Genomic DNA, 20,553 nt, shown 5'->3' with positions numbered 1-20,553 from the left:
CGGCCTTGCATCCCGCGCTGAACGGGCAGGTTCAGCGGCGCCATAGCCGCTTGAGCCCCCTGTCCGCAGCGGCTAACAAGGGCGCGTCATTGAAGGCCCAAGCCATGCCCATCCATCTTTCGACCGCCCAGCCCGATTTCGCCGAACGCTTCGCCGCACTTCTTTCGATGAAGCGCGAGGATGCGGCGGACGTGAACGATGCGGTGGCGGCGATCATCGCGGATGTGCGCGCCCGCGGCGACGATGCGCTGGTCGAGCTGACCGAACGTTTCGACCGCTTGGCGCTGACGCCGGAAACGCTGGCCTTCTCGCGCGAGGAGATCGCCGCGCAGACGGCCAAGGTCTCGCCCGAGGATCGCGCGGCTCTGGCCACGGCCGCAAGCCGCATCCGCGCCTATCACGCCCGGCAGATGCCCGACAACCTGAGCTGGACCGATCCCGAGGGCGCGACGCTGGGCTGGCGCTGGACGCCGGTTTCGGCCGCCGGGCTTTATGTGCCGGGCGGGCAGGCGAGCTATCCCTCGTCGGTGCTGATGAATGCCATTCCCGCGCGGGTGGCGGGGGTCGAGCGGCTGGTGGTCTGCGTGCCGACCCCCGGCGGCGTGGTGAACCCGCTGGTGCTGCTGGCGGCCGAGCTTGCCGGGGTGGACGAGATCTATCGCATCGGCGGGGCGCAGGCGATCGCCGCCATGGCTTACGGCACCCCGACCATCCGGCCGGTGGACAAGATAACCGGACCCGGCAATGCCTATGTCGCGGCGGCCAAGCGCCAGGTCTTCGGCCGTGTCGGCATCGACATGATCGCCGGCCCTTCCGAGGTGCTGATCATCGCCCAGGGGGTGCAGAACCCGGAATGGCTGGCGCTGGACCTGCTGGCGCAGGCCGAACATGACGCCGATGCCCAGTCGATCCTGGTCACCCCCGACGCTGGCCTGGCCCGCGCCGTGGCGGCCGAGGTCGAGCGCATCCTGCCGACCCTGCCGCGGGCGGCGGTGGCGGGGGCAAGCTGGCGCGATTATGGCACGGTGATCGTGACGCGCGACCTGGACGAGGCGGCGGCGCTTTCCGACCGGCTTGCCCCCGAACATCTGGAGCTTTGCGTCGACGATCCCGAGGCGCTGGCGGAAAAGACCCGCCATGCCGGGGCGATCTTCCTGGGCGGCTGGACGCCCGAGGCGGTGGGCGATTATGTCAGCGGTCCGAACCACGTCCTGCCGACGGCGCGTTCGGCGCGGTTCTCGTCCGGCCTGTCGGTCATGGATTTCCTTAAGCGCACCACCCTGGCGCGGCTTTCGCCCGAGGCGCTGGGGGCCATCGGCCCCGCCGCGGTGCGGCTGGCGCAATCCGAGGGGCTGTCGGCGCATGGCCGCTCGGTCGCGGCGCGGCTGGCAATGCTGAACGGGGAGCAGGGATGAGCGATTCCCCGAACCGGCTGTGTCGGATCGACATCGACGACAGCGCGCTGCCGCCCCCTTCGCCCGAGATCGAGCAGGAGCGCCGGGTCGCGGTCTTCGACCTGCTGGAAGACAACAGCTTCACCCTGCCGGGCCGCGATGGGGTCGAGGTGCCGCCCGGACCCTATGCCCTGGCGCTGGCGGTGCGCGAAAAGCGGCTGGTTTTCGACATCGCCGACGAGGCGGGGGGCAAGGTGGCCGAGTTCCACCTGTCGCTGGGCCCGTTCCGGCAGACGGTCAAGGATTACTTTCAGATCTGCGCCAGCTATTTCGATGCGGTCAAGCGCCTGCCGCCGGCGCAGATCGAGGCGATCGACATGGCGCGGCGCGGCATCCACAACGAGGGTGCCCGCACCCTGCAAGAGCGGTTGGAGGGCAAGGCCCTGGTCGATATCGACACCGCCCGGCGCCTGTTCACCCTGATCTGCGCCTTGATTCCGGGGTGATTCGTGGCCGGACCGATTCCCCCTTCGGTGCTGTTTTGCTGCGACCACAACGCCATCCGCTCTCCCATGGCCGAGGGGATGATGAAGAAATTCTACGGTCGCGCCGCCTATGTGCAGTCGGCCGGGGTCAAGAACGACATGGAGATCGACGGCTTCGCCATCGCCGTCTGCAACGAGATCGGCGTCGAGCTTTCGACCCATCGCGCCCGGTCTTTCGAAGAGATGAAAGCCTGGGGCGACGACCTGACCAGCTTTGACCTGGTGATCGCGCTTTCACCGGCCAGCCAAAGGCAAGCCCTTGAACTGACGCGGGTTTCGCATCTGGACGTTGAATATTGGCCGATCATGGACCCCAGCGGCCTGGCCGAGGGCCGAGAGGCCAGGCTGGCGCTTTACCGCACGGTGCGCGACCAGATCCGCGAGCGGATGATCCAACGCTTCGGCCCGCCGACAGAGGCATGAGAAATCCGCGCCCGCTAACGGAATCTTAGCCTATTGGCGCGATGCTGCCTGAAATCCCTTGGCAGGAGCGTCCGGCATGACCCAAATCCAGCGGCTTCACCACGATCTTGAATGGGCCGCGCAGGCGATGGGCTCGCATCGCGCGGTGCTTGTCCTGGATCTAGCGGGCCATATCGTAGCGGTGAACGACAGCTATCTGGGCATGTGCGGCTATCGGCGGCAGGAATTGATCGGCCGGCCGGTCGCGATGCTTCTGGACCCGTCGGAAAAGGGGCCGGGCCAGCTTTCGCGGATGCTGGACGCGCCGGATGGCGGTCCCGCGCTGCTGCACGGATTGGTGCAGCTTGCCAAGTCGGGCAGGCGCTTTCGGGCCGACGGGCGCATCTGCCCGGTGCGCGACGGCGAAGGGCAAATGTGCCTGAATGTGGTGTTCCTGCGCGAATCGGCCGGAGAGGCCGGGCCGCCGCGTCTTGCCGGGCCGGCATGGGCGCCGGTGCTTCGCCTGCCTGAGCCTAAGGCCAAAGCAGCGGGGCAAGATGGCTGGCGAAACCATCGCACTGCGCCATGGCCCTGGTCCGGGCGCGCGCCGTGACAGAGCAAACGGCGCAGCCCTGTCCTAGACAACCACCGCAGCGCCTTCGGTTGCCGGTCCGACATATTGGCGAAAGGCGGCGAAAAGCTCTCGGCCCAAGCCGTGTGACGAAGCCGAGGGGTCGTGGGCGACGGGGGCGCGATCCTCGAAGCCGGGAGCAAGACAGGTCAGCGTGCCCGCCACCGCGTCAAGCCGGATGGGATCGCCGTCGCGCAGCCGCGCCAAGGGTCCGCCATCGGCCGCCTCGGGCGAGATATGGATCGCGGCCGGGACCTTGCCCGAGGCGCCGGACATGCGGCCATCGGTGATCAAGGCCACCCGCAGCCCGCGATCTTGCAGCACGGCCAGGGTGGGGGTCAGCGAATGCAGTTCGGGCATGCCATTGGCGCGGGGGCCCTGGAAGCGGACGACGACGACCACGTCCTGGGTGAACTCGCCGCGCTTGAAGGCGGCCTTCACCTCTTCCTGGTCGGCAAAGATGCGGGCCGGGGCCTCGATCACATGGCGTTCCGGCGCCACGGCCGAGACCTTGATGACGCCGCGGCCCAGATTGCCCGAAAGCTGCTTCAGCCCGCCGGTCGGGGCAAAGGCATTGGCGGCCGGGCGCAGGATCTTGTCGTTCAGCGTCTCGCGCGCGCCGCCGACCCATTCGACCCGGCCGTCCCTCAGTTGCGGCTCGCTGGCATAGGCGTCCAGCCCGCTGCCGGCGATGGTGCGCACGTCCTCGTGCAGCAGCCCCGCCTCCAGCAGCTGGCCGATCATGAAGCCAAGGCCGCCCGCGGCATGGAAATGGTTCACGTCGGCCAGGCCGTTGGGATAGACGCGGGCCATCAGCGGCACGGTTTCGGACAGGTCGTGGAAATCCTCCAGGTCCAGGATCACCCCGGCCGCGCGCGCCATCGCCGGCAGGTGCAGCACCAGGTTGGTCGACCCCCCCGTCGCCATCAGCCCGACGATGCCGTTGACGAAGGCGCGTTCGTCCAGCACCTCGCCCGCCGGCAGGTAGTCGTTGCCCAGACGGGTGATCGCGGCCGCGCGCTGCACCGCCGCGGCCGTCAGCGCCTCGCGCAGGGGGGTGTTCGGGTTGACGAAGCTTGACCCCGGCAGGTGCAGGCCCATGAACTCCATCAGCATCTGGTTGGTGTTCGCCGTGCCGTAGAATGTGCAGGTGCCCGGCGCGTGATAGCTGGCCATCTCGGCCGCCATCAATTCCTCGCGCCCGATCTCTCCGGTGGCGAATTTCTGCCGGATCTTGGATTTTTCGTCATTGGGCAGGCCCGAGGGCATGGGGCCGGCCGGCACGAAGACCGCCGGCACATGGCCAAAGGTGGCGGCGGCGATGATCAGCCCCGGCACGATCTTGTCGCACACCCCAAGGTAAAGCGCCGCATCGAAGGTGTCATGGCTTAGCGCCACGCCCGAGGCGAGCGCGATCACGTCGCGGGAAAACAGCGACAATTCCATCCCCGGCCGGCCCTGGGTCACGCCATCGCACATCGCGGGCACCCCGCCCGCGACTTGGGCCGTGGCGCCGGCGGCATGGGCGGCCTGCCGGATCAGGTCGGGATAACGCTCATAGGGCTGGTGGGCCGACAGCATGTCGTTATAGGCGGTGACGATGCCAAGATTGGGCTTGCGCGTCTGGGCGAAATCCTGCTTGTCGGGCATGGCGGCATAGGCATGGGCCTGGTTGCCGCAGGACAGGTGGGCGCGGCGCGGCCCCTCTTCGGCGGCTTGGGCGATCCTGGCCAGATAGGCGCTGCGGCTGTGGGTCGAACGCTCGCGGATGCGGTCGGTCACCCGGTCGATGGTGGCGTGCAGGGTCATGGCTGGCGTCTCCTTTGCTGCCAATGTAGCCTGTTAGCGATAACAGTTCAACCGGCCCGCTCTTGCCGGCGCCGGCGCATCGTGGCAATCCTGCGCCGTTTTGCACGAGGCCGCCATGACCGCCGATCTGCCCATCATCCGACTGCGCCCGAAATCCAAGCCCCAGGCGATCCGCCACGGCTTTCCCTGGGTCTTTGCCGACGAGCTTGTGACCGACCGTCGCACGCGCGCCATCCCGCCCGGCAGCTTCGCCCTGCTGGAGGATGCCGAGCGCCGCCCGCTGGGACTGGTCACGGTAAACCCCGAATCGAAGATCATTGCCCGCATGATGGACCCCGACCCGCAGGCGCGGATCACCCGCGACTGGATCGCGGCGCGGCTGGTCCGGGCCTTGGCGCTGCGAGAGCGGCTGTTCGACCGGCCGTTTTACCGGCTGGTCCATGCCGAGGCCGACGGCCTGCCCGGCACCATCATCGACCGTTTCGGCGATGCCGCGGTCATCCAGCCCAACGCCGCCTGGGCCGAGCGCATGATCGGCGACATCGCCGCGGCGCTTGGCGACGTCACGGGGGTTTCGACGGTGATCCTGAACGGCCAGGGCCGGGCGCGGACGCTGGAGGGGCTGGATGAGCGGACCGAGATCCTGTCGGGCACCCTCGACGGCCCCATCGAGGTGCCGATGAACGGCGCGATCTACCTGGCCGACCTGGCGCAGGGGCAAAAGACCGGGCTGTTCTATGACCAGCGCCCGAACCATGCCTTTGCGCAGCGGCTGGCGCAGGGGCAGCGCGTGCTGGACGTGTTCTCGCATGTCGGCGGCTTTGGCCTGGCCGCGCTGGCGGCGGGGGCGGCCCATGCCACCTGTGTCGACGGCTCGGCCGCCGCGCTGGCGCTGGCGCAGGGCGGGGCGCGCGCCATGGGTGCCGAATCGCGGCTGGCCACCCGTCGCGGCGACGCTTTTGAGCAGATGGAGGCGCTGGCCGGCGAAGGGGCGCAGTTCGACCTGGTGATCTGCGACCCGCCGGCCTTTGCGCCCTCGAAACCGGCGCTGGAGGCGGGCTTGCGCGCCTATGAGCGGGTGGCGCGGCTGGCCGCGCCGCTGGTCGCGCCGGGCGGCTATCTGGGCCTGTGTTCTTGCAGCCATGCCGCCGATCTTGGGGCTTTTCGCAATGCCAGCGCCCGCGGCATCGGCCGCGGCGGGCGGCGGATGCAGTTGATCCATACCGGCCAGGCCGGGCCGGACCATCCCACCTTGCCGCAACTGGCCGAGACCGGCTATCTCAAGGCGCTGTTCTTCCGGCTGGACGGATGAAGGCGGTCCTGGACGCCTGCGTGCTGTTTCCGACCGTGCTGCGGGAAATCCTGCTGGACACGGCGGCGGCGGGGCTGTTCCAGCCGCTTTGGTCGCGCCGCATCCTGGACGAATGGCGCCATGCCGCAACCCGGCAGGGCATCGATGCCGGGGTCGAGATCGCGCTGCTGGAATCGCGTTTCCCGCTGGCTCTGGTCGGGCCGGGGCAGGGGGTCTTTGGGCTGGACCTGCCCGATCCGGCCGACCGCCATGTCGTGGAATGCGCGCTGGCCGCCGGCGCCCAGGCGATCGTCACCGCCAATCTGCGCGATTTTCCGCATCGCGCGCTGGCCCCGGTCGGGCTGCGGGCGATCCATCCCGACGAGTTCCTGCGCGACCTGTATCTGCGCGCCCCCGATCCGGTGCTGGCCGCGGTCGGCGCGACCCAGGCCCGCGCCCGCGCCGCAGGCGGCGACATGACCCGCAAGGAACTGATGCGCCGCGCCCGCCTGCCGCGCCTGGCCAAGGCCATGGCGCGTCTTGACGCAACCGGAACCGCGCCTTTTCCGTTGCATGGCGCAACCCCGCGGGAACAGGACTGAGAGGGGACGGAACTTGAAGGACTTGATGTTATCGCTAACAAACGCTAATCGGCAGGCCTGCGATAAGGAGGCAGCGATGGTTTCACGCATCATTCCGGTCGAGGATTTCGATCTGGTGATCTTTGGCGCCACCGGCGACCTGGCCCGGCGCAAGATCGTGCCCGGTCTTTACCGCCGCTTCGTGGCCGGGCAGATGCCGGCCAGCGCCCGCATCATCGGCGCTGCCCGCACCCGCCAGGACGACGACGCTTTTCGTGCCGAGGTGCGCGCCGCCATCGAGGAAGTCGCCGGCCCCGATCAGGACCCTGCGCAGCTTTCCGCCTTTCTGGCCCTGCTGGGCTATGTCGCCATCGACGCGCGCGGCACCGAGGGTTGGGCCGAACTCAAGGCAAGGGTGCGGCCGGGTTCGGTGCATGCCTTTTATTTCTCGGTGGCGCCGGCGCTGTTTGGCGACATCGCCGAACGCCTGGCCGGCAACGGCATCGCCGATGCGGACAGCCGCATCGTGGTGGAAAAGCCATTCGGCCGCGACCTGGCCACCGCCCGCGCGCTGAATGCGACGCTGGCCCGGCATTTCGATGAAAACCAGATCTATCGCATCGACCATTACCTGGGCAAGGAAACCGTCCAGAACCTGATGGCGGTGCGCTTTGCCAATATCCTGTTCGAGCCGCTGTGGAACGCGCAATATGTGGACCATGTCCAGATCACCGTGGCCGAAACGGTGGGCGTCGGCGGGCGCGGCGAATATTACGACCATTCCGGCGCCATGCGGGACATGGTGCAAAACCACCTGATGCAGCTTCTGTGCCTGATCGCGATGGAGCCGCCCTATCATTTCGACCCCGATGCGGTGCGCGACGAAAAGCTAAAGGTGATCCGGGCGCTGGAACCGCTCGCGTCCCAGGACATCGTGCGCGGGCAATACCTGGCCGGCCCCGACGGCCCCGGCTATCTGGAGGATGCCGAGAACCCGGCCTCGCGCACCGAAAGCTTCGTGGCGCTCAAGGTGCGGATCGCCAATTGGCGCTGGACCGGCACGCCCTTCTACCTGCGCACCGGCAAGCGGCTGCGCGCCCGCACCAGCGAGATCGTCGTGACCTTCAAGGAGCCGCCGCATTCGATCTTCGACGACGGCGGCACGCATAAGGCCAACCAGCTTGTCATCAAGCTGCAACCCAACGAAGGCATGCACCTGACCGTGATGATCAAGGAGCCGGGGCCGGGCGGCATGCGCCTGGTGCAGGTGCCGCTGGACATGAGCTTTGCCGTCGCATTGGGGGCCGAGGGTTCGGACATGCCCGACGCCTATGAGCGGCTGATCATGGATGTGATCCGCGGCAACCAGACCCTGTTCATGCGCGGCGACGAGGTCGAGGCTGCCTGGGCCTGGACCGACCCGATCATCGCCGCCTGGGAAGCCGCCTCGCGGCGCCCCGAGCCCTACGATGCCGGCTCAAGCGGCCCCGAAGAGGCGCTACGCCTGCTGCATCGCGACAACCGCCGCTGGAGGGAGATCCGGCCATGACCCTGGAATTCATCGAATATCCCGACCGCGAGATGCTGTTTCTGTCGCTGGCCGACCGGCTGGCGGGCCAACTGTCGCAGCATCTGCGGGTCAATGACAGCGCCAGCCTTTGCGTGCCGGGCGGCACCACGCCGGCGCCGCTTTACGACTATCTTTCGGGCAGCGAGATCGACTGGCCGCGCGTCACCGTGCTGCTGAACGACGAACGCTGGGTGGATGGCGAGCATCGGCGCTCGAACGGCCGGCTGTTGCGCCGCCACCTGCTCAAGGACAAGGCGGCGGGGGCGCATTACCTCGACCTTTATACCGGCGACGAAGGCCCCGAAGACGCGGTGTCGGCCCTGGCCGAGGCGATCGCCCCGCATCTGCCGCTGACCGTGCTGCTTTTGGGCATGGGCACCGACATGCATACGGCCAGCTTGTTCCCCGCGGCTTCCGAAACCGTGCGGGCGCTGGCGCCCGATGCGCCGCCGGTGATGGCGGTGGCCAGCGTCAAGGACGAACCGCGCATCACCCTGACCGCCTCGGCGCTGAAGGGCGCGATCAACACCCATCTGCTGATCGCCGGCGCCGACAAGCGCGACGCGTTCGAACGCGCGCAGGGCCTCGACCCGACCGAGGCGCCAATCCGCGCCTTCCTGGGCGACATCACCGTGCATTGGGCCAAGTGACATGAGCGCCTGGACCCGCTTGCAGGACCACCGCAAGGCACAGGGCGCGCTGCGGATCGAGGCGCTGTTCGATGCCGATCCCGCCCGCGCCACCGCCTTCTCGACCAGCGCCGACGGGCTGGTGCTGGACTGGTCCAAGACCACGATCGACGCGGGCGCGCGCGCGTTGCTGCTGGAACTGGCCGCCCCCGTGCCCCAGCGCCGCGAAGCCATGTTCGCCGGCGCGCGCATCAACGAGACCGAAGACCGCGCCGTCCTGCACACCGCATTGCGCAACCTGGACGGCAGCGTCCTGCTGGACGGCCAGGACGTGATGCCCGAACTGCGCCGCACCCATCGGCGGATGTGCGATTTCGCCACCGCCATCCGCGACGGCCGCTTCGCGGGGCAGGGCGGCCGCATCACCGACGTGATCAACATCGGCATCGGCGGCTCGGACCTTGGCCCCGCCATGGCCACGCGGGCGCTGTCGCCCTGGCATGACGGGCCGCGGGTGCATTTCGTCTCGAACGTGGACGGGGCGGACATCGCCGATACGCTCCAGGGGCTCGACCCGGCGACCACGCTGGTCATCGTCGCCTCCAAGACCTTCACCACCATCGAGACGATGACCAACGCCAAGACCGCGCTGGACTGGATGGCAAGGACGGTGGCGCAGCCGGCGGCGCAATTCGCCGCCCTCTCCTCGGCGACCGGGCGCACCGCGGAATGGGGCATCGACGCGGACCGCGTCTTCGGATTCGAGGATTGGGTCGGCGGGCGCTATTCCATGTGGGGCCCCATCGGCCTGTCGCTGATGATCGCCATCGGGCCCGAAAATTTCGACCGCTTCCTCGCCGGCGGCGCGGCCATGGACCGGCATTTCCGCCAGGCGCCGCTGGCGGAAAACCTGCCGGTGATCCTGGCCCTGGTCGGCATCTGGCACCACCAGGTCTGCGGCTACGGCACCCGCGCCGTCCTGCCCTATGACAACCGCCTGGCGCGGCTGCCAGCCTATCTGCAACAGCTGGAAATGGAATCGAACGGCAAGCGCGTCGCCATGGACGGCAGCGACTTGGTGCTGCCCTCGGGTCCGGTGGTATGGGGCGAGCCGGGGACGAACGGCCAGCACGCCTTCTACCAGTTGATCCACCAGGGCACCGCGGTGGTGCCTTGCGAATTCATCATCGCCGCCCGCGGCCACGAACCCGAACTGGCGCATCACCACCTGCTCTTGATCGCCAATTGCCTGGCGCAGTCCCAGGCGCTGATGCGCGGCCGCTCGCTCGACGAGGCGCGCGCGCTGATGCGGGCCAAGGGCCTCGCGGGCGCGGAACTGGAACGCCAGGCCCGCCACCGGGTCTTTCCGGGCAACCGCCCCTCGACCACGTTGCTGATCCCGCAGCTCGACCCTTTTACGCTGGGCCAGATCGTCGCGCTTTACGAACACCGCGTCTTTGCCGAAGGGGTGATGCTGGGCATCAACAGCTTCGACCAATGGGGCGTGGAACTTGGCAAGGAACTGGCGCTGAAACTGGCGCCGCTGCTTCAGGGCAAGCCCGCCCCCGGCCACGACCCCTCGACCCGGCATCTCGCGGAGCTGATCCGCGACGCGCGCGGCTGAACGCTTCACCGTTTCCCAAATACTCATGGGACGGCGCCACCCGCGCCGCCCCCGCCGATTTGATCCCGATGCGCATTCCGGGATTGACCCCCGGCGCATCCCGGCTAGCCTTGACCTCGCGCAGACAGGAAGGAAAGCCATGGATCTTCTCGCCAGGGCGACGGCCGCCATCGGCGGCGCGATGGTGCTGATGCGGCGGATCGGCGCGCCGCGCACGGCGGCCTTCGGGCCAAGCCCCGCCATCCCCGAGGCCAGGAAACAGGGCGTCATGACGCTGAAGATGCCCACCGCCCGCGGCTGGGCGCCCGGCCAGCGCCCCATCGCCGCGCCGCGCCTGCGCGTCGATGCCTTTGCCCGCGACCTGCGCCCTCCGCGCTGGATCGAGGTTCTGCCCAATGGCGACGTGCTGGTGGCCGAGGCGCGGCAAGAGGCCAGCCCGCCGAAATCGCTGCTCGACCGCGCGGCCCAGGCCACCATGCGCCGCGCCCGCGCGCTGGGAAGCAGCGCCAACCGCATCACCTTGTTGCGGGACGGCGATGGCGACGGCGTGGCCGAAACGCGCGAGGTCTTCCTGGAAGGCCAGCGTCAGCCCTTCGGCATGGCCCTGGTCGGCGACACCTTCCATGTCGGTAATACCGACGGCATCGTCGCCTTTCCCTACACGCCCGGCGCCACGCGGCTTGAGGGGCCGGGCCGCCGGCTGCTCAAGCTCAAGCCCGGCGGGCATTGGACGCGCAGCCTGATCGCCTCGCCCGACGGCAAGCGGCTTTATTGCGGCGTAGGCTCGCTGAGCAATATCGCCGACGAGGGCATGGAGGCAGAGCAAGGCCGCGCCGCGATCTGGGAACTGGAGCTGAAGACCGGCCAGGCCCGTATCTTTGCCTCGGGCCTGCGCAACCCGGTGGGCATGGCGTGGGAACCGGCGACGGGTGCGCTTTGGACGGTGGTGAACGAACGCGACGGCTTGGGGGACGAGACGCCGCCCGACTACCTGACCTCGGTGCAGCAGGGCGGCTTTTACGGCTGGCCCTGGTGCTATTGGGGGCAGATCGTCGACGACCGCGTGCCCCAGGACCCGGCCGAGGTCGCCCGCGCCATCACCCCCGATTACGCGCTTGGCGGCCATACCGCCTCGCTTGGCCTGTGCTGGATGCCCGAAGGAACGCTGCCGGGCTTTCCGGCCGGCATGGCGATCGGCCAGCACGGGTCCTGGAACCGCTCGACGCTGTCGGGCTACAAGCTGATCTTCGTGCCCTTTCGCGATGGCAGGCCGTCGGGGCCGCCGCGGGACATCCTGTCGGGCTTTCTGTCCCCGGACGAGCGATATTCCTATGGCCGCCCGGTCGGCGTGGCCGTGGGCCCTGACGGCAGATCGCTTCTGATGGCTGATGACGTGGGCGACGTGATCTGGCGGGTCGCGGCCGCCTGATCGGGCCGGGTCAGAACCACTGGCCCGGTTCCATCAGCCCCAGGTCCATCAACTGCTGCGCGTTCCAGCGGAAAGGGTGCGAATTGCGCCAGCGAAAGCCGCGGATATGCCCGCGCGATCCGGGATTGCGGGCCAGGGCCTTGGCCACCCGGAACGAGGCGATGGCTGCGGTCAGGTTGTTGTGCCAGGGACAGGAATAGGTGTTGTATTCCTCGACATTGAAGCGGTGGTCGGGCAGCAGCCGCAATCCGGGCTGGCTGCGGAACAGCGCAATGCGGTCGATGCGCCGCCGGTCGGCCGGCATATGTTCCTCGAAGCGCCAGCGCAGCCCGCCGTGGAAATCAAGCTGCCGCTCCTTGTAGCGGCCCTCGCGGTCCATGCGGCCAAGCGCGTAATAGCCGGTGCGGTCGAACATCGCCTCGTTCAGGCTGACGGCATCGGGAAACCGCTCCAGGTCCGGCGCGTAAAGGTCGATGACATAGGTCAGCATCGCCCGCCGCCGCTCTTCGGCGTGAAAGGCCAGCATCTCGCCCACCGTGCGGCTTTCCGAAAACGGGTGGAACAGGAACTCGGCATTATAGCCGTAATAGATCCAGGTGTCGGGCGGCGCCGCGTCGATCAGGGCGTTGACGCCCGCCACATGAGCCTGGCCGCGCCGGGCATCGTGGCGCAGGTTGACGATCCGCTTCTCGCCCCCCTCGGGCATGACATGGGCCGGCAGCGGTTCGGGCGACAGGGCCAGGATCAGCTTGAACCCGGCCCTGAGATGATGCGCCAGCGTCTGGTGCACCGCCGCCTCGTCCTCGATCAGCAAAAGCGCGATCGGCCCTTTTGCCAGCCGGTCGCGCGCCCCGGCAAGGAAATCGCCCAGGCTGGGAAAGCTCATGGCAGCGATGCCTTGATCCGCGCCAGGGCCGCCGCCCGCGCGGCCGGGTCCAGCGCCGCCTGGTCCAGCAGCGCCGCCAGCTCGGCCTTGCGCTGGGGCGAAAGCTGCGAATCGGCGATCATGGCGCGGAGTTTTTCGGCGTCGAAGCCTTGCGGGGTCAGGGCCGAATCGATCTCGACCGCCTCGCTCGTGGCGGTGCCGGCGGCGCGCGTGGCGCTGGCGGCCTCGCGGGCGGCGCTGCCGGCGGCGATGGCTGCGGCCTTAGCCTGTTCCGGGGTGGCCTCGGCCCTGGCGGCGGCGTCGGCGGCGCGATCCGCGGCGGCGATGGCTGCCTCGGCCGCCACTTCGGCCTGGTTGGCGGCCGCGTCCGCGGCGCCGACGGCGGCCTTTTGCGCCAGGGCCGTGGCTTCCGCGGCCGTGTCCGCCGCGATGGCTGCGGCATCGGCGGCGGCGTCGGCGGCGGCATTGGCGCTTTGCTGCGCCGGGGCCTGGTCCTGGTCCTGCTGGGCAGGACCTGCGGCAGGACCTGCGGCGGGGGCGGGCGCGTCGCTGGCCGGGCCGGTCGGGCCTGCGCCCTGCCATAGCCACAGCCCGCCGACTGCCAGGGCGAAAATCGCGATCACGGCCAGGATTTTTTGCATCGGTTTCTCCGTCGGGCTGCGGACTTTCGGCCCCTCTATGCCATGGCGCAACCGCAGGGAAAAGCGCCGTGGCATCGGGTGCCGAGGCCAAGCCCGCCGCGGCCCGCGCGCAGGCGCCGCGAAACCGCGCAACCGGCCGCCAAACCTGCGCCCACCTTATCGAATCCAGTTGAAAAACCGCCTGCGCAGGACTATCTAACCGCCCGGAACCCCCGGCAACACAAGGATGACAGCCATAGCCCGCAGACCGCATAACGCTCCGCCCACCCGTGACACCGGCCCCCGCGTCAACGATCGCATCCGAGTCGCCGAAATCCGCCTGATCGGCGCAGATGGCGAAAATGTCGGCGTCGTGTCCCCCGCCCGCGGTCTGGAGCTTGCACAGGAAGCCGGGCTGGATCTTGTCGAGATCTCGCCGAACGCCACGCCCCCGGTCTGCAAGATCATGGACCTGGGCAAGTTCAAATACGAACAGCAAAAGCGTGAGGCCGAGGCCCGCAAGAAGCAGAAGACCATCGAGATCAAGGAGATCAAGTTCCGTCCGGGGACCGATAGCCACGATTACGACGTCAAGATGCGCTCGGTCCTGAAATTCCTGGCCGAAGGCGACAAGGTCAAGATCACCCTGCGCTTCCGCGGCCGCGAGATGGCCCACCAGCAGATCGGCATGGAGCTGTTGAACCGTGTCGCCGCCGATGTCGGCGAGGCGGGCAAGATCGAATCGATGCCCCGGCTGGAAGGGCGGCAGATGGTCATGATGATCTCGCCAAGATAAGGGGTCGTGGGGCATGGCGGCCGAGGTGACGATACTGGTTCTGCGCGAACCGGGCGCCGACCCGGCGCTGCCCCTGCCCGAATACCAGACGCAAGGTGCGGCCGGCGCCGACCTGCGGGCCGACCTGGGCGGGGCCGAACTGGTGCTGGAACCCGGTCGGATCCGCCTGGTGCCCACCGGGCTGCGGGTCCAGATCCCCCCAGGATACGAGATGCAGATCCGTCCCCGCTCCAGCCTGGCGCTGAAGCATGGGGTGACGCTGCCCAATACCCCCGGCACCATCGACAGCGATTATCGCGGTCCGCTGGGGGTCATCATGATCAACCTGGGGACCGAACCCTATGCCATCCGGCATGGCGAGCGCATTGCCCAGGCCGTGGTCGCCCCGGTGGTCCGCGCCCGCTACATGGCGGCCCCGATGCTGGAGGGCACGGCGCGCGGGGATGGCGGCTTCGGCTCGACCGGGCGGGACTAGCGTGCTGATCCTGGCCTTCATGCTTGCGGTGCTGATTGCGGCGCGCCTGCTGGGCTGGCCGCAATGGCGCGGCTGGGCGGCGGTGGCCGCTCTGTGGCTGGCCGCCATCGCGGTGCTGGCCCTGTCACCCGAAAGCGCCGCTGCGCGGCTGGTCGGCGGCGATCCGCGGGTCTGGGCCTTGCTGGGCGGCGCCGCGGCGCTGGTGCTGGGCTATCGGCTGCTGCTGGGCCAGTTGCACCGCCGGGCGGTAAGGCCGCCGCAGCCCGCCCCGGCCACCACCGCCGCCGCACCGCTATCCGACCCCGAACTGGACCGCTATGCCCGCCATATCGTCCTGCGCGAATTGGGCGGGCCGGGACAGGCGGCGCTGCGGCGCGCCCGCGTGCTGGTGGTGGGCGCAGGCGGCCTTGGCGCGCCGGTCTGTCTTTATCTTGCCGCGGCCGGGGTCGGGCGGATCACGCTTGCCGATGACGACCGGGTCGGGCTGTCCAACTTGCAACGCCAGGTGATCTTTCGCAGCGCCGATGACGGCCGGCCCAAGGCCCAGGCCGCGCGCGACGCCATGCTGGCGCTGAACCCGCATGTCGAGATCGCGGCGCTGGACCGCCGCATCGGGGCCGAGGATGTCGCGCTGGTCGCCGAACATGACCTGGTGCTTGACGGCACCGACAGCTTTGCCTCGCGCCGGGCGGTGAATGCGGCCTGTGTCGCCGCAGGCGTGCCGCTGATCGCCGGCTCGATCGCCCAGTGGGAGGGGCAGGTGACGGTCTGGGACCCGTCCAGCGCCGCGCCCTGCATGGCCTGCATCTTTCCCGAACCGCCCGCCCCCGGACTTGCGCCTGCCTGCGCCGAAGCTGGTGTCGTCGGCCCCTTGCCGGGCGTCGTCGGCAGCATGATGGCGCTGGAGGCGATCAAGCTGATCGCCGGTGCGGGCCAGCCCCTGCGCGGGCGCATGCTGATCTTTGACGGGCTTTATGGCGAGAACCGGGTGATGAAAATCGCGCGGCGCGCGGATTGCCCGGTTTGCGGCTCTGGACATTCCCGCGCCGGCTGAAACACTCCCGCCCGAAAAAAGGAGGCGCGCATGAACCCCGAACTGACGCATTGGACCGGCCCCTTGGGCCTGCCGCGTTTCGACCTGATCCGCGACGAGGATTTCGACCCCGCCTTCGACGCCTGCCTGAAACTGGCCGAGGAGGCGGTCGAGGCCATCGCCGCCAATCCCGCCCCGCCCAGCTTTGCCAATACCGTCGCCGCGCTGGAGACGGCCGAGGAAGCGCTGGACCGGCTTTGCGCCATCTTCTTCACCCTGGCCGCCGTCGAGTCCAACCCCGCGCGCGAGGATTTGCAGCGCCGCATCGCCCCGCGCCTGGCCGCGCATGGCAGCAAGGTCAGCATGGACCCGCGGCTTTTCGACCGGGTCGAGGCGGTGATGCAGGATGCGGACGAGCTGGCCCCCCAGGACCGGCGCCTGACCGAACTGACCCTGCGCGGGCTGCGCCGGGCGGGCGCGGGGCTGACCGGCGCGGCGCGCGAGCGCATGGCCGCGATCCGCGAGCGGCTGGCGGTGCTGTCCACCGATTTCGCCCAGAACGTGCTGACGGACGAGCGCGACTTTGTCATGGCCGTGGCCGATGACCAGTTGGCCGGCCTGCCGGATTGGCTGCTCCGCGCCATGCGGGCGGCGGCGCGCGAGCGCGGGATGCCGGGGCAGGTGGTGACGCTGAACCGCTCGCTGATCGTGCCCTTCCTGGAATATGCCGAGGATCGCGCCCTGCGCGAGGTGGCCTGGCGGGCCTGGACGGCGCGCGGCTCGGGGGCGGGGGCTGGCGGGGCTGCGACCGACAACCGCGCCATCGCCGCCGAGATCCTGCAATTGCGCCACGAACGCGCCCGGCTCTTGGGTTATGCGGATTTCGCCAGCTACAAGCTGGAGCCCGAAATGGCCCGCAGCGCCGAGAATGTCGAGGCGCTGCTGACCCAGGTCTGGGCGGCGGCCAAGGCGCGGGCCGAGGCCGATGCCGAGCGCCTAACCACCATGCTGCGCGAGGACGGGGTGAACGGCGCGCTGGAGCCCTGGGACTGGCGCTTTTATGCGGGACGCCGGCGCCGCGCCGAACACGACCTGGACGAGGCCGAGGTCAAGCCCTACCTGACGCTGGATGCGATGCTGGGCGCGGTCTTCGACACCGCGCAGCGCCTGTTCGGCATCGAGATGCGCGCCATCGACGCGCCGCTTTGGTCGCCCGATGCCCGCGCCTGGCAGGTGACGCGGGACGGCCGGCACCTGGCGGTGTTCGTCGGCGATTACTTCGCCCGGCCCGGCAAGCGGTCGGGGGCCTGGTGTTCGTCGCTGCAACAGCAGCACGGGATCGGGCAGGGGCAGCGGCCGATCGTCACCAATATCTGCAATTTCACCCCGCCCGAGGCCGAGGGTGCGCCGGCCTATCTGTCCTGGGACGATGCGCATACGCTGTTCCATGAATTCGGCCATGCGCTGCATCACATCCTGTCGGACGTCTCCTGGCCGTCGATCTCGGGCACCTCGGTGGCGCGGGATTTCGTCGAATTGCCGAGCCAGCTTTTCGAGCATTGGCTGGAACAGCCCGCAGTGCTGGACCGCCACGCCCGCCATGCCGAGACCGGGGCGCCGCTGCCTGCCGCGCTGCGCGACCGTATCCTGGCGGCGGGGAATGCGGACCAGGGTTTTGCCACCGTCGAATATCTGGAAAGCGCGCTGGTCGACCTGGCCTTTCACCGCGGCGCGCCGCCCGCCGATCCGATGGCGCGGCAGGCCGAGGTTCTGGCAGAACTGGGCGCGCCCGCCGCGATCCCCATGCGCCATGCCACGCCGCATTTCGCGCATGTGTTTTCCGGCGACGGCTATTCCTCGGGTTATTACAGCTACATGTGGTCCGAGGTGATGGATGCCGACGCCTTCGCGGCGTTCATGGAAACCGGCGATGCCTTCGACCCGGAAACCGCGGCACGGCTGGAACGGTGCATCCTGTCCAAGGGCGATTCCCAACCGGCCGACGAGCTTTGGCAAGAGTTCCGGGGACGCAAGCCCGGCGTCGAGGCGCTGCTGAAGGGCCGCGGCCTGGCGGCCGAGCCGGGCTGAGGGCGGCCGCGGGCGCCGCGATTCGCCCTTGCACCTTGGGCGGGGGCGGCAAGAGCGGTGGCTTGGACGGGGCTTTTCACAACCCTGGCGGGCGGCCGGCCGTGCGATGTCGCGGCGCGGTCGGTGTCCGGCCGGTCTATTCCGGCAGGTCGGCGCGATTTCCTTGATGGTGGGCGCGGGCGCGCCCTATCCTTGGGCGGCGGGTCTGGACGGGGTTTTCAGCGATCTGCCAAGGGGGGGAAATGCGCGTTTCCGATACGGCGGCGATGAAAAGCGTCGATGAGGTGCCGATCGACAAGATGGCGCTTCGCCACTATTTCGAGAATTACGAGACATATCTGGGCCCCATCCGCACGGCGCCGCTGCGCTTTCTGGAACTGGGGGTGGCGCGGGGGGATTCGCTGAAATACTGGGAATCCTGGCTGCCGAATGCACAGATCACCGGGCTGGACATCAATCCCTGCCCGGCCCGGTTCGACAGCGGCAGGGTGCGCTGCTATGTCGGCGAACAGCAGGACAAGGCGGTCCTGGACCGCATGGCGGCGGAACGCGCGCCGCAGGGCTTTGACGTGATCATCGACGACGCCTCGCATGTGGGGCAACTGTCGCGCCTAAGCTTCTGGCATCTTTTCGAGAACCACCTGAAGCCGGGCGGATATTACTTCATCGAGGATTGGGGCACCGGCTATTGGCGGCAATATCCCGACGGCAAATCCTATCGCCCGCAGCCCCCGGCGCTTTCGCCGCACGAAAAGCTGCTGGACCGGCTGCATCGGTCTGGCCTGGTGCAGGCGGTCTATCCGCTGCGCAAGCTGACCGGCTGGATGCGCTGGAACCTGGTGCGGCGGCGGTTCCATGGCCATGACCGCGGCATGGTCGGCTTTGTCAAGGAACTGATCGACGAATGCGGGGCCGAGGACATGACCCATCCCGATTTCGGTGTCGGCGCGCCGCGCGCCTCGCGCTTCGACTGGATGCGGGTGTCGCTGGGCCATGTGGTGATCCGCAAGGCCGCCGGCTAGGCGCGGCGCGCCCTAGTCGCGGATCTCGTCCGGCTCGACCCCCCAGATCGCGGTCTTGGGCACCCAGCCCTTTTCGCCCCCGCCCGACACGCGGCACCAATCAAGCGTGCATTCGTGCAGGCGCACGATCGCGCCGGCCTCGGCCCGCGCCATGACGTCGGCGCGCGGCTCGGGGCGGGCCAGCAGGTCCAGCATGTCCTGGGTGACGATGGCGGTGCGCACCCCCGACAGCAGCGAATAATGCACCCAGCCGCCGGCGCCGTCCTGATCCTCGACCCGGCGCCAATGGCCGAACTCGGCCACCACGCGCAGCGGCATGCCGGCATGGCGGAATACCCAGTCGATGCGATGCGACAGGCTGGGGCCGCGGCGGGCATTGCCCTCGCCCCCCTTCAGGCTGACATAGCGCGGCAGCGGCAGGTTCGTCACCGGACCCCGGTCGGGGTCGCGGCCGCCTTCCTGATGGCGACTGATCGTCGCATCCGCCGACAGGCCGGGAATGGGCCGGGCGTCCAGCGTTTCCCCCGGATCGGCCGCCTGCGCCAGCGCCGCCCCCGCGAAACACGTTGCGCCCGCCAGTATCGCGGCGCCAAGCCAGACCCGTCCTTGCTTCATCTGCCCGTCCTGTTTTTCGGGGTCTTGTGCCTGCCCCGCATCGCGGGCACTTTGCCAAAAGCCCGCCGGCTTTGGAAGAGAGGAGCGACCATGCCCGCCGTCCACGCGACCGATCCGACCCGTTCGCGCCTTAAAGTTACCGTGACCCGTCGCTTGCCCGAGGCGGTCGAGACCCGCATGTCGGAACTTTTCGACATCTCGCTGAATGCCGACGACCACCGGATGAGCCGCGAGGAGCTGGTCGCCGCCATGCGCGTGTCGGACGTCCTGGTGCCGACGCTTACCGACCAGATCGACGCCTCCATGCTGGCCCAGGCCGGCGACCGGCTGAAGCTGATCGCCAATTACGGCGCGGGCGTGGATCATGTGGACGTGCATTCCGCCCGCCAGCGCGGCATCCTGGTCAGCAACACGCCGGGCGTCGTCACCGACGACACCGCCGACATGGTCATGGCGCTGATCCTGGGCGTCACCCGCCGCCTGCCCGAAGGCATGGCCGAAATGCAGGCCGGGCGCTGGCATGGCTGGTCGCCGACCGCGCATCTGGGCGGGCGGCTGGGTGGACGGCGGCTGGGCATCCTGGGCATGGGCCGCATCGGCCAGGCGGTGGCGCGCCGCGCGAATGTCTTCGGCATGCAGGTCCATTACCACAACCGCCGCCGCCTGCGCCCCGAGGTCGAGGCGGAGTTGCAGGCGACCTGGTGGGAAAGCCTGGACCAGATGCTGGCGCGCATGGACATCGTCTCGGTCAATGCGCCGCATACGCCCTCGACCTTTCACCTGCTCAATGCGCGGCGGCTGAAGCTGATGAAGCCCTCGGCCGTGGTCATCAACACCTCGCGCGGCGAGGTGATCGACGAAAACGCCCTGACGCGGATGCTGCGCGCGGGCGAGATCGCCGGCGCCGGCCTTGACGTTTTCGAACATGGGCACGAGATCAACCCGCGGCTGCGCGAACTGTCCAATGTGGTGCTGCTGCCGCATATGGGTTCGGCCACGATCGAGGGGCGGATCGAGATGGGCGAGAAAGTCCTTATCAACATCAAGACCTTTGCCGATGGCCACCGGCCGCCAGATCTGGTGGTGCCCTCGATGCTGTAACGCCGCGCCCCG

The 20,553-nt window shown here is 69.0% G+C and carries 20 protein-coding genes; 16 read left to right on the top strand and 4 right to left on the bottom strand.

Annotated features, from left to right (window positions below; translation table 11 throughout):
• The first annotated feature begins 104 nt into the window (after positions 1-104).
• From hisD to F3H32_RS02655, 4 genes are all read left to right on the top strand, one after another.
• On the top strand, positions 105-1,415 hold the full coding sequence (gene hisD, locus F3H32_RS02670; RefSeq protein ID WP_149764159.1) for a histidinol dehydrogenase: 1,311 nt from the start codon (positions 105-107) through the stop codon (positions 1,413-1,415).
• A complete protein-coding gene (locus tag F3H32_RS02665; protein ID WP_149764157.1) occupies positions 1,412-1,900 on the top strand; it encodes a UPF0262 family protein in 489 nt (162 codons plus the stop codon). Before hisD ends, F3H32_RS02665 begins: the two co-directional genes overlap by 4 nt.
• Before the next feature lie 3 nt (positions 1,901-1,903).
• The gene (locus F3H32_RS02660) at positions 1,904-2,362 is read left to right on the top strand and encodes an arsenate-mycothiol transferase ArsC (RefSeq protein WP_115756218.1); all 459 of its coding nucleotides are present in this window, start codon (positions 1,904-1,906) and stop codon (positions 2,360-2,362) included.
• Positions 2,363-2,438: 76 nt separating this feature from the next.
• Positions 2,439-2,954 (top strand): PAS domain-containing protein, encoded by a 516-nt coding sequence (locus tag F3H32_RS02655; protein ID WP_149764155.1) that lies wholly within the window; start codon positions 2,439-2,441, stop codon positions 2,952-2,954.
• 24 nt (positions 2,955-2,978) lie between these two features.
• Here F3H32_RS02655 and edd read toward each other — a convergent pair whose 3' ends face one another.
• A complete protein-coding gene (edd, locus tag F3H32_RS02650) occupies positions 2,979-4,781 on the bottom strand; it encodes a phosphogluconate dehydratase (RefSeq protein ID WP_149764153.1) in 1,803 nt (600 codons plus the stop codon).
• A gap of 115 nt (positions 4,782-4,896) precedes the next feature.
• Between edd and F3H32_RS02645 the strand changes: the two genes are divergently transcribed.
• The 6 genes from F3H32_RS02645 (at position 4,897) to F3H32_RS02620 (ending at position 11,905) form a co-directional block, all read left to right on the top strand.
• Positions 4,897-6,093, top strand: a complete 1,197-nt coding sequence (locus tag F3H32_RS02645) for an RSP_2647 family RNA methyltransferase (RefSeq protein WP_149764152.1) — start codon at positions 4,897-4,899, stop codon at positions 6,091-6,093.
• A complete protein-coding gene (locus F3H32_RS02640; protein WP_149764149.1) occupies positions 6,090-6,674 on the top strand; it encodes an RSP_2648 family PIN domain-containing protein in 585 nt (194 codons plus the stop codon). The genes F3H32_RS02645 and F3H32_RS02640 overlap by 4 nt, the downstream gene beginning before the upstream one ends.
• A 76-nt stretch (positions 6,675-6,750) precedes the next feature.
• Positions 6,751-8,202 (top strand): glucose-6-phosphate dehydrogenase, encoded by a 1,452-nt coding sequence (gene zwf, locus F3H32_RS02635; protein ID WP_149764148.1) that lies wholly within the window; start codon positions 6,751-6,753, stop codon positions 8,200-8,202.
• Positions 8,199-8,873 carry a 6-phosphogluconolactonase gene (gene pgl / locus F3H32_RS02630; protein WP_149764146.1) on the top strand — a complete coding sequence of 225 codons (675 nt, stop codon included), beginning with the start codon at positions 8,199-8,201 and terminating at the stop codon, positions 8,871-8,873. The genes zwf and pgl overlap by 4 nt, the downstream gene beginning before the upstream one ends.
• A 1-nt stretch (position 8,874) precedes the next feature.
• On the top strand, positions 8,875-10,476 hold the full coding sequence (gene pgi / locus F3H32_RS02625; RefSeq protein WP_149764144.1) for a glucose-6-phosphate isomerase: 1,602 nt from the start codon (positions 8,875-8,877) through the stop codon (positions 10,474-10,476).
• Between the two features lie 139 nt (positions 10,477-10,615).
• Positions 10,616-11,905 carry a PQQ-dependent sugar dehydrogenase gene (locus F3H32_RS02620; protein WP_149764142.1) on the top strand — a complete coding sequence of 430 codons (1,290 nt, stop codon included), beginning with the start codon at positions 10,616-10,618 and terminating at the stop codon, positions 11,903-11,905.
• A gap of 10 nt (positions 11,906-11,915) precedes the next feature.
• On the opposite strand, the gene F3H32_RS02615 is transcribed toward F3H32_RS02620, so the two are convergent.
• Positions 11,916-12,791, bottom strand: a complete 876-nt coding sequence (locus F3H32_RS02615) for a glycosyltransferase family 2 protein (RefSeq protein WP_149764140.1) — start codon at positions 12,789-12,791, stop codon at positions 11,916-11,918.
• Positions 12,788-13,432 (bottom strand): hypothetical protein, encoded by a 645-nt coding sequence (locus tag F3H32_RS02610; protein WP_149764138.1) that lies wholly within the window; start codon positions 13,430-13,432, stop codon positions 12,788-12,790. The genes F3H32_RS02615 and F3H32_RS02610 overlap by 4 nt, the downstream gene beginning before the upstream one ends.
• Before the next feature lie 226 nt (positions 13,433-13,658).
• On the opposite strand from F3H32_RS02610, the gene infC reads away from it, so the two are divergent.
• The 5 genes from infC (at position 13,659) to F3H32_RS02585 (ending at position 18,825) form a co-directional block, all read left to right on the top strand.
• A complete protein-coding gene (gene infC / locus F3H32_RS02605) occupies positions 13,659-14,207 on the top strand; it encodes a translation initiation factor IF-3 (RefSeq protein WP_188128570.1) in 549 nt (182 codons plus the stop codon).
• A 13-nt stretch (positions 14,208-14,220) separates the two neighbouring features.
• Positions 14,221-14,682, top strand: a complete 462-nt coding sequence (gene dut / locus F3H32_RS02600; RefSeq protein WP_149764136.1) for a dUTP diphosphatase — start codon at positions 14,221-14,223, stop codon at positions 14,680-14,682.
• A gap of 1 nt (position 14,683) precedes the next feature.
• Positions 14,684-15,736 carry a HesA/MoeB/ThiF family protein gene (locus F3H32_RS02595; protein ID WP_223191325.1) on the top strand — a complete coding sequence of 351 codons (1,053 nt, stop codon included), beginning with the start codon at positions 14,684-14,686 and terminating at the stop codon, positions 15,734-15,736.
• Between the two features lie 30 nt (positions 15,737-15,766).
• A complete protein-coding gene (locus tag F3H32_RS02590) occupies positions 15,767-17,803 on the top strand; it encodes a M3 family metallopeptidase (RefSeq protein ID WP_149764134.1) in 2,037 nt (678 codons plus the stop codon).
• 242 nt (positions 17,804-18,045) lie between these two features.
• Entirely contained in the window at positions 18,046-18,825 is a 780-nt protein-coding gene (locus F3H32_RS02585; RefSeq protein WP_149764132.1) for a class I SAM-dependent methyltransferase, read from the top strand.
• 12 nt (positions 18,826-18,837) lie between these two features.
• Here the strand turns inward: F3H32_RS02585 and F3H32_RS02580 are convergent, their stop codons facing one another.
• Positions 18,838-19,440: an SH3 domain-containing protein gene (locus F3H32_RS02580; RefSeq protein ID WP_149764130.1), complete on the bottom strand. Its 603-nt coding sequence runs from the start codon at positions 19,438-19,440 to the stop codon at positions 18,838-18,840.
• A 90-nt stretch (positions 19,441-19,530) separates the two neighbouring features.
• Between F3H32_RS02580 and F3H32_RS02575 the strand changes: the two genes are divergently transcribed.
• Positions 19,531-20,541 (top strand): 2-hydroxyacid dehydrogenase, encoded by a 1,011-nt coding sequence (locus F3H32_RS02575; protein ID WP_149764128.1) that lies wholly within the window; start codon positions 19,531-19,533, stop codon positions 20,539-20,541.
• Positions 20,542-20,553: the final 12 nt, after the last annotated feature.

The organism is Paracoccus thiocyanatus, assembly GCF_900156255.1.
Taxonomy (GTDB): domain Bacteria; phylum Pseudomonadota; class Alphaproteobacteria; order Rhodobacterales; family Rhodobacteraceae; genus Paracoccus; species Paracoccus thiocyanatus.
The sequence above is the reverse complement of the archived record's forward strand: the minus strand, read 5'-3'. Positions and strand labels throughout refer to the sequence as shown.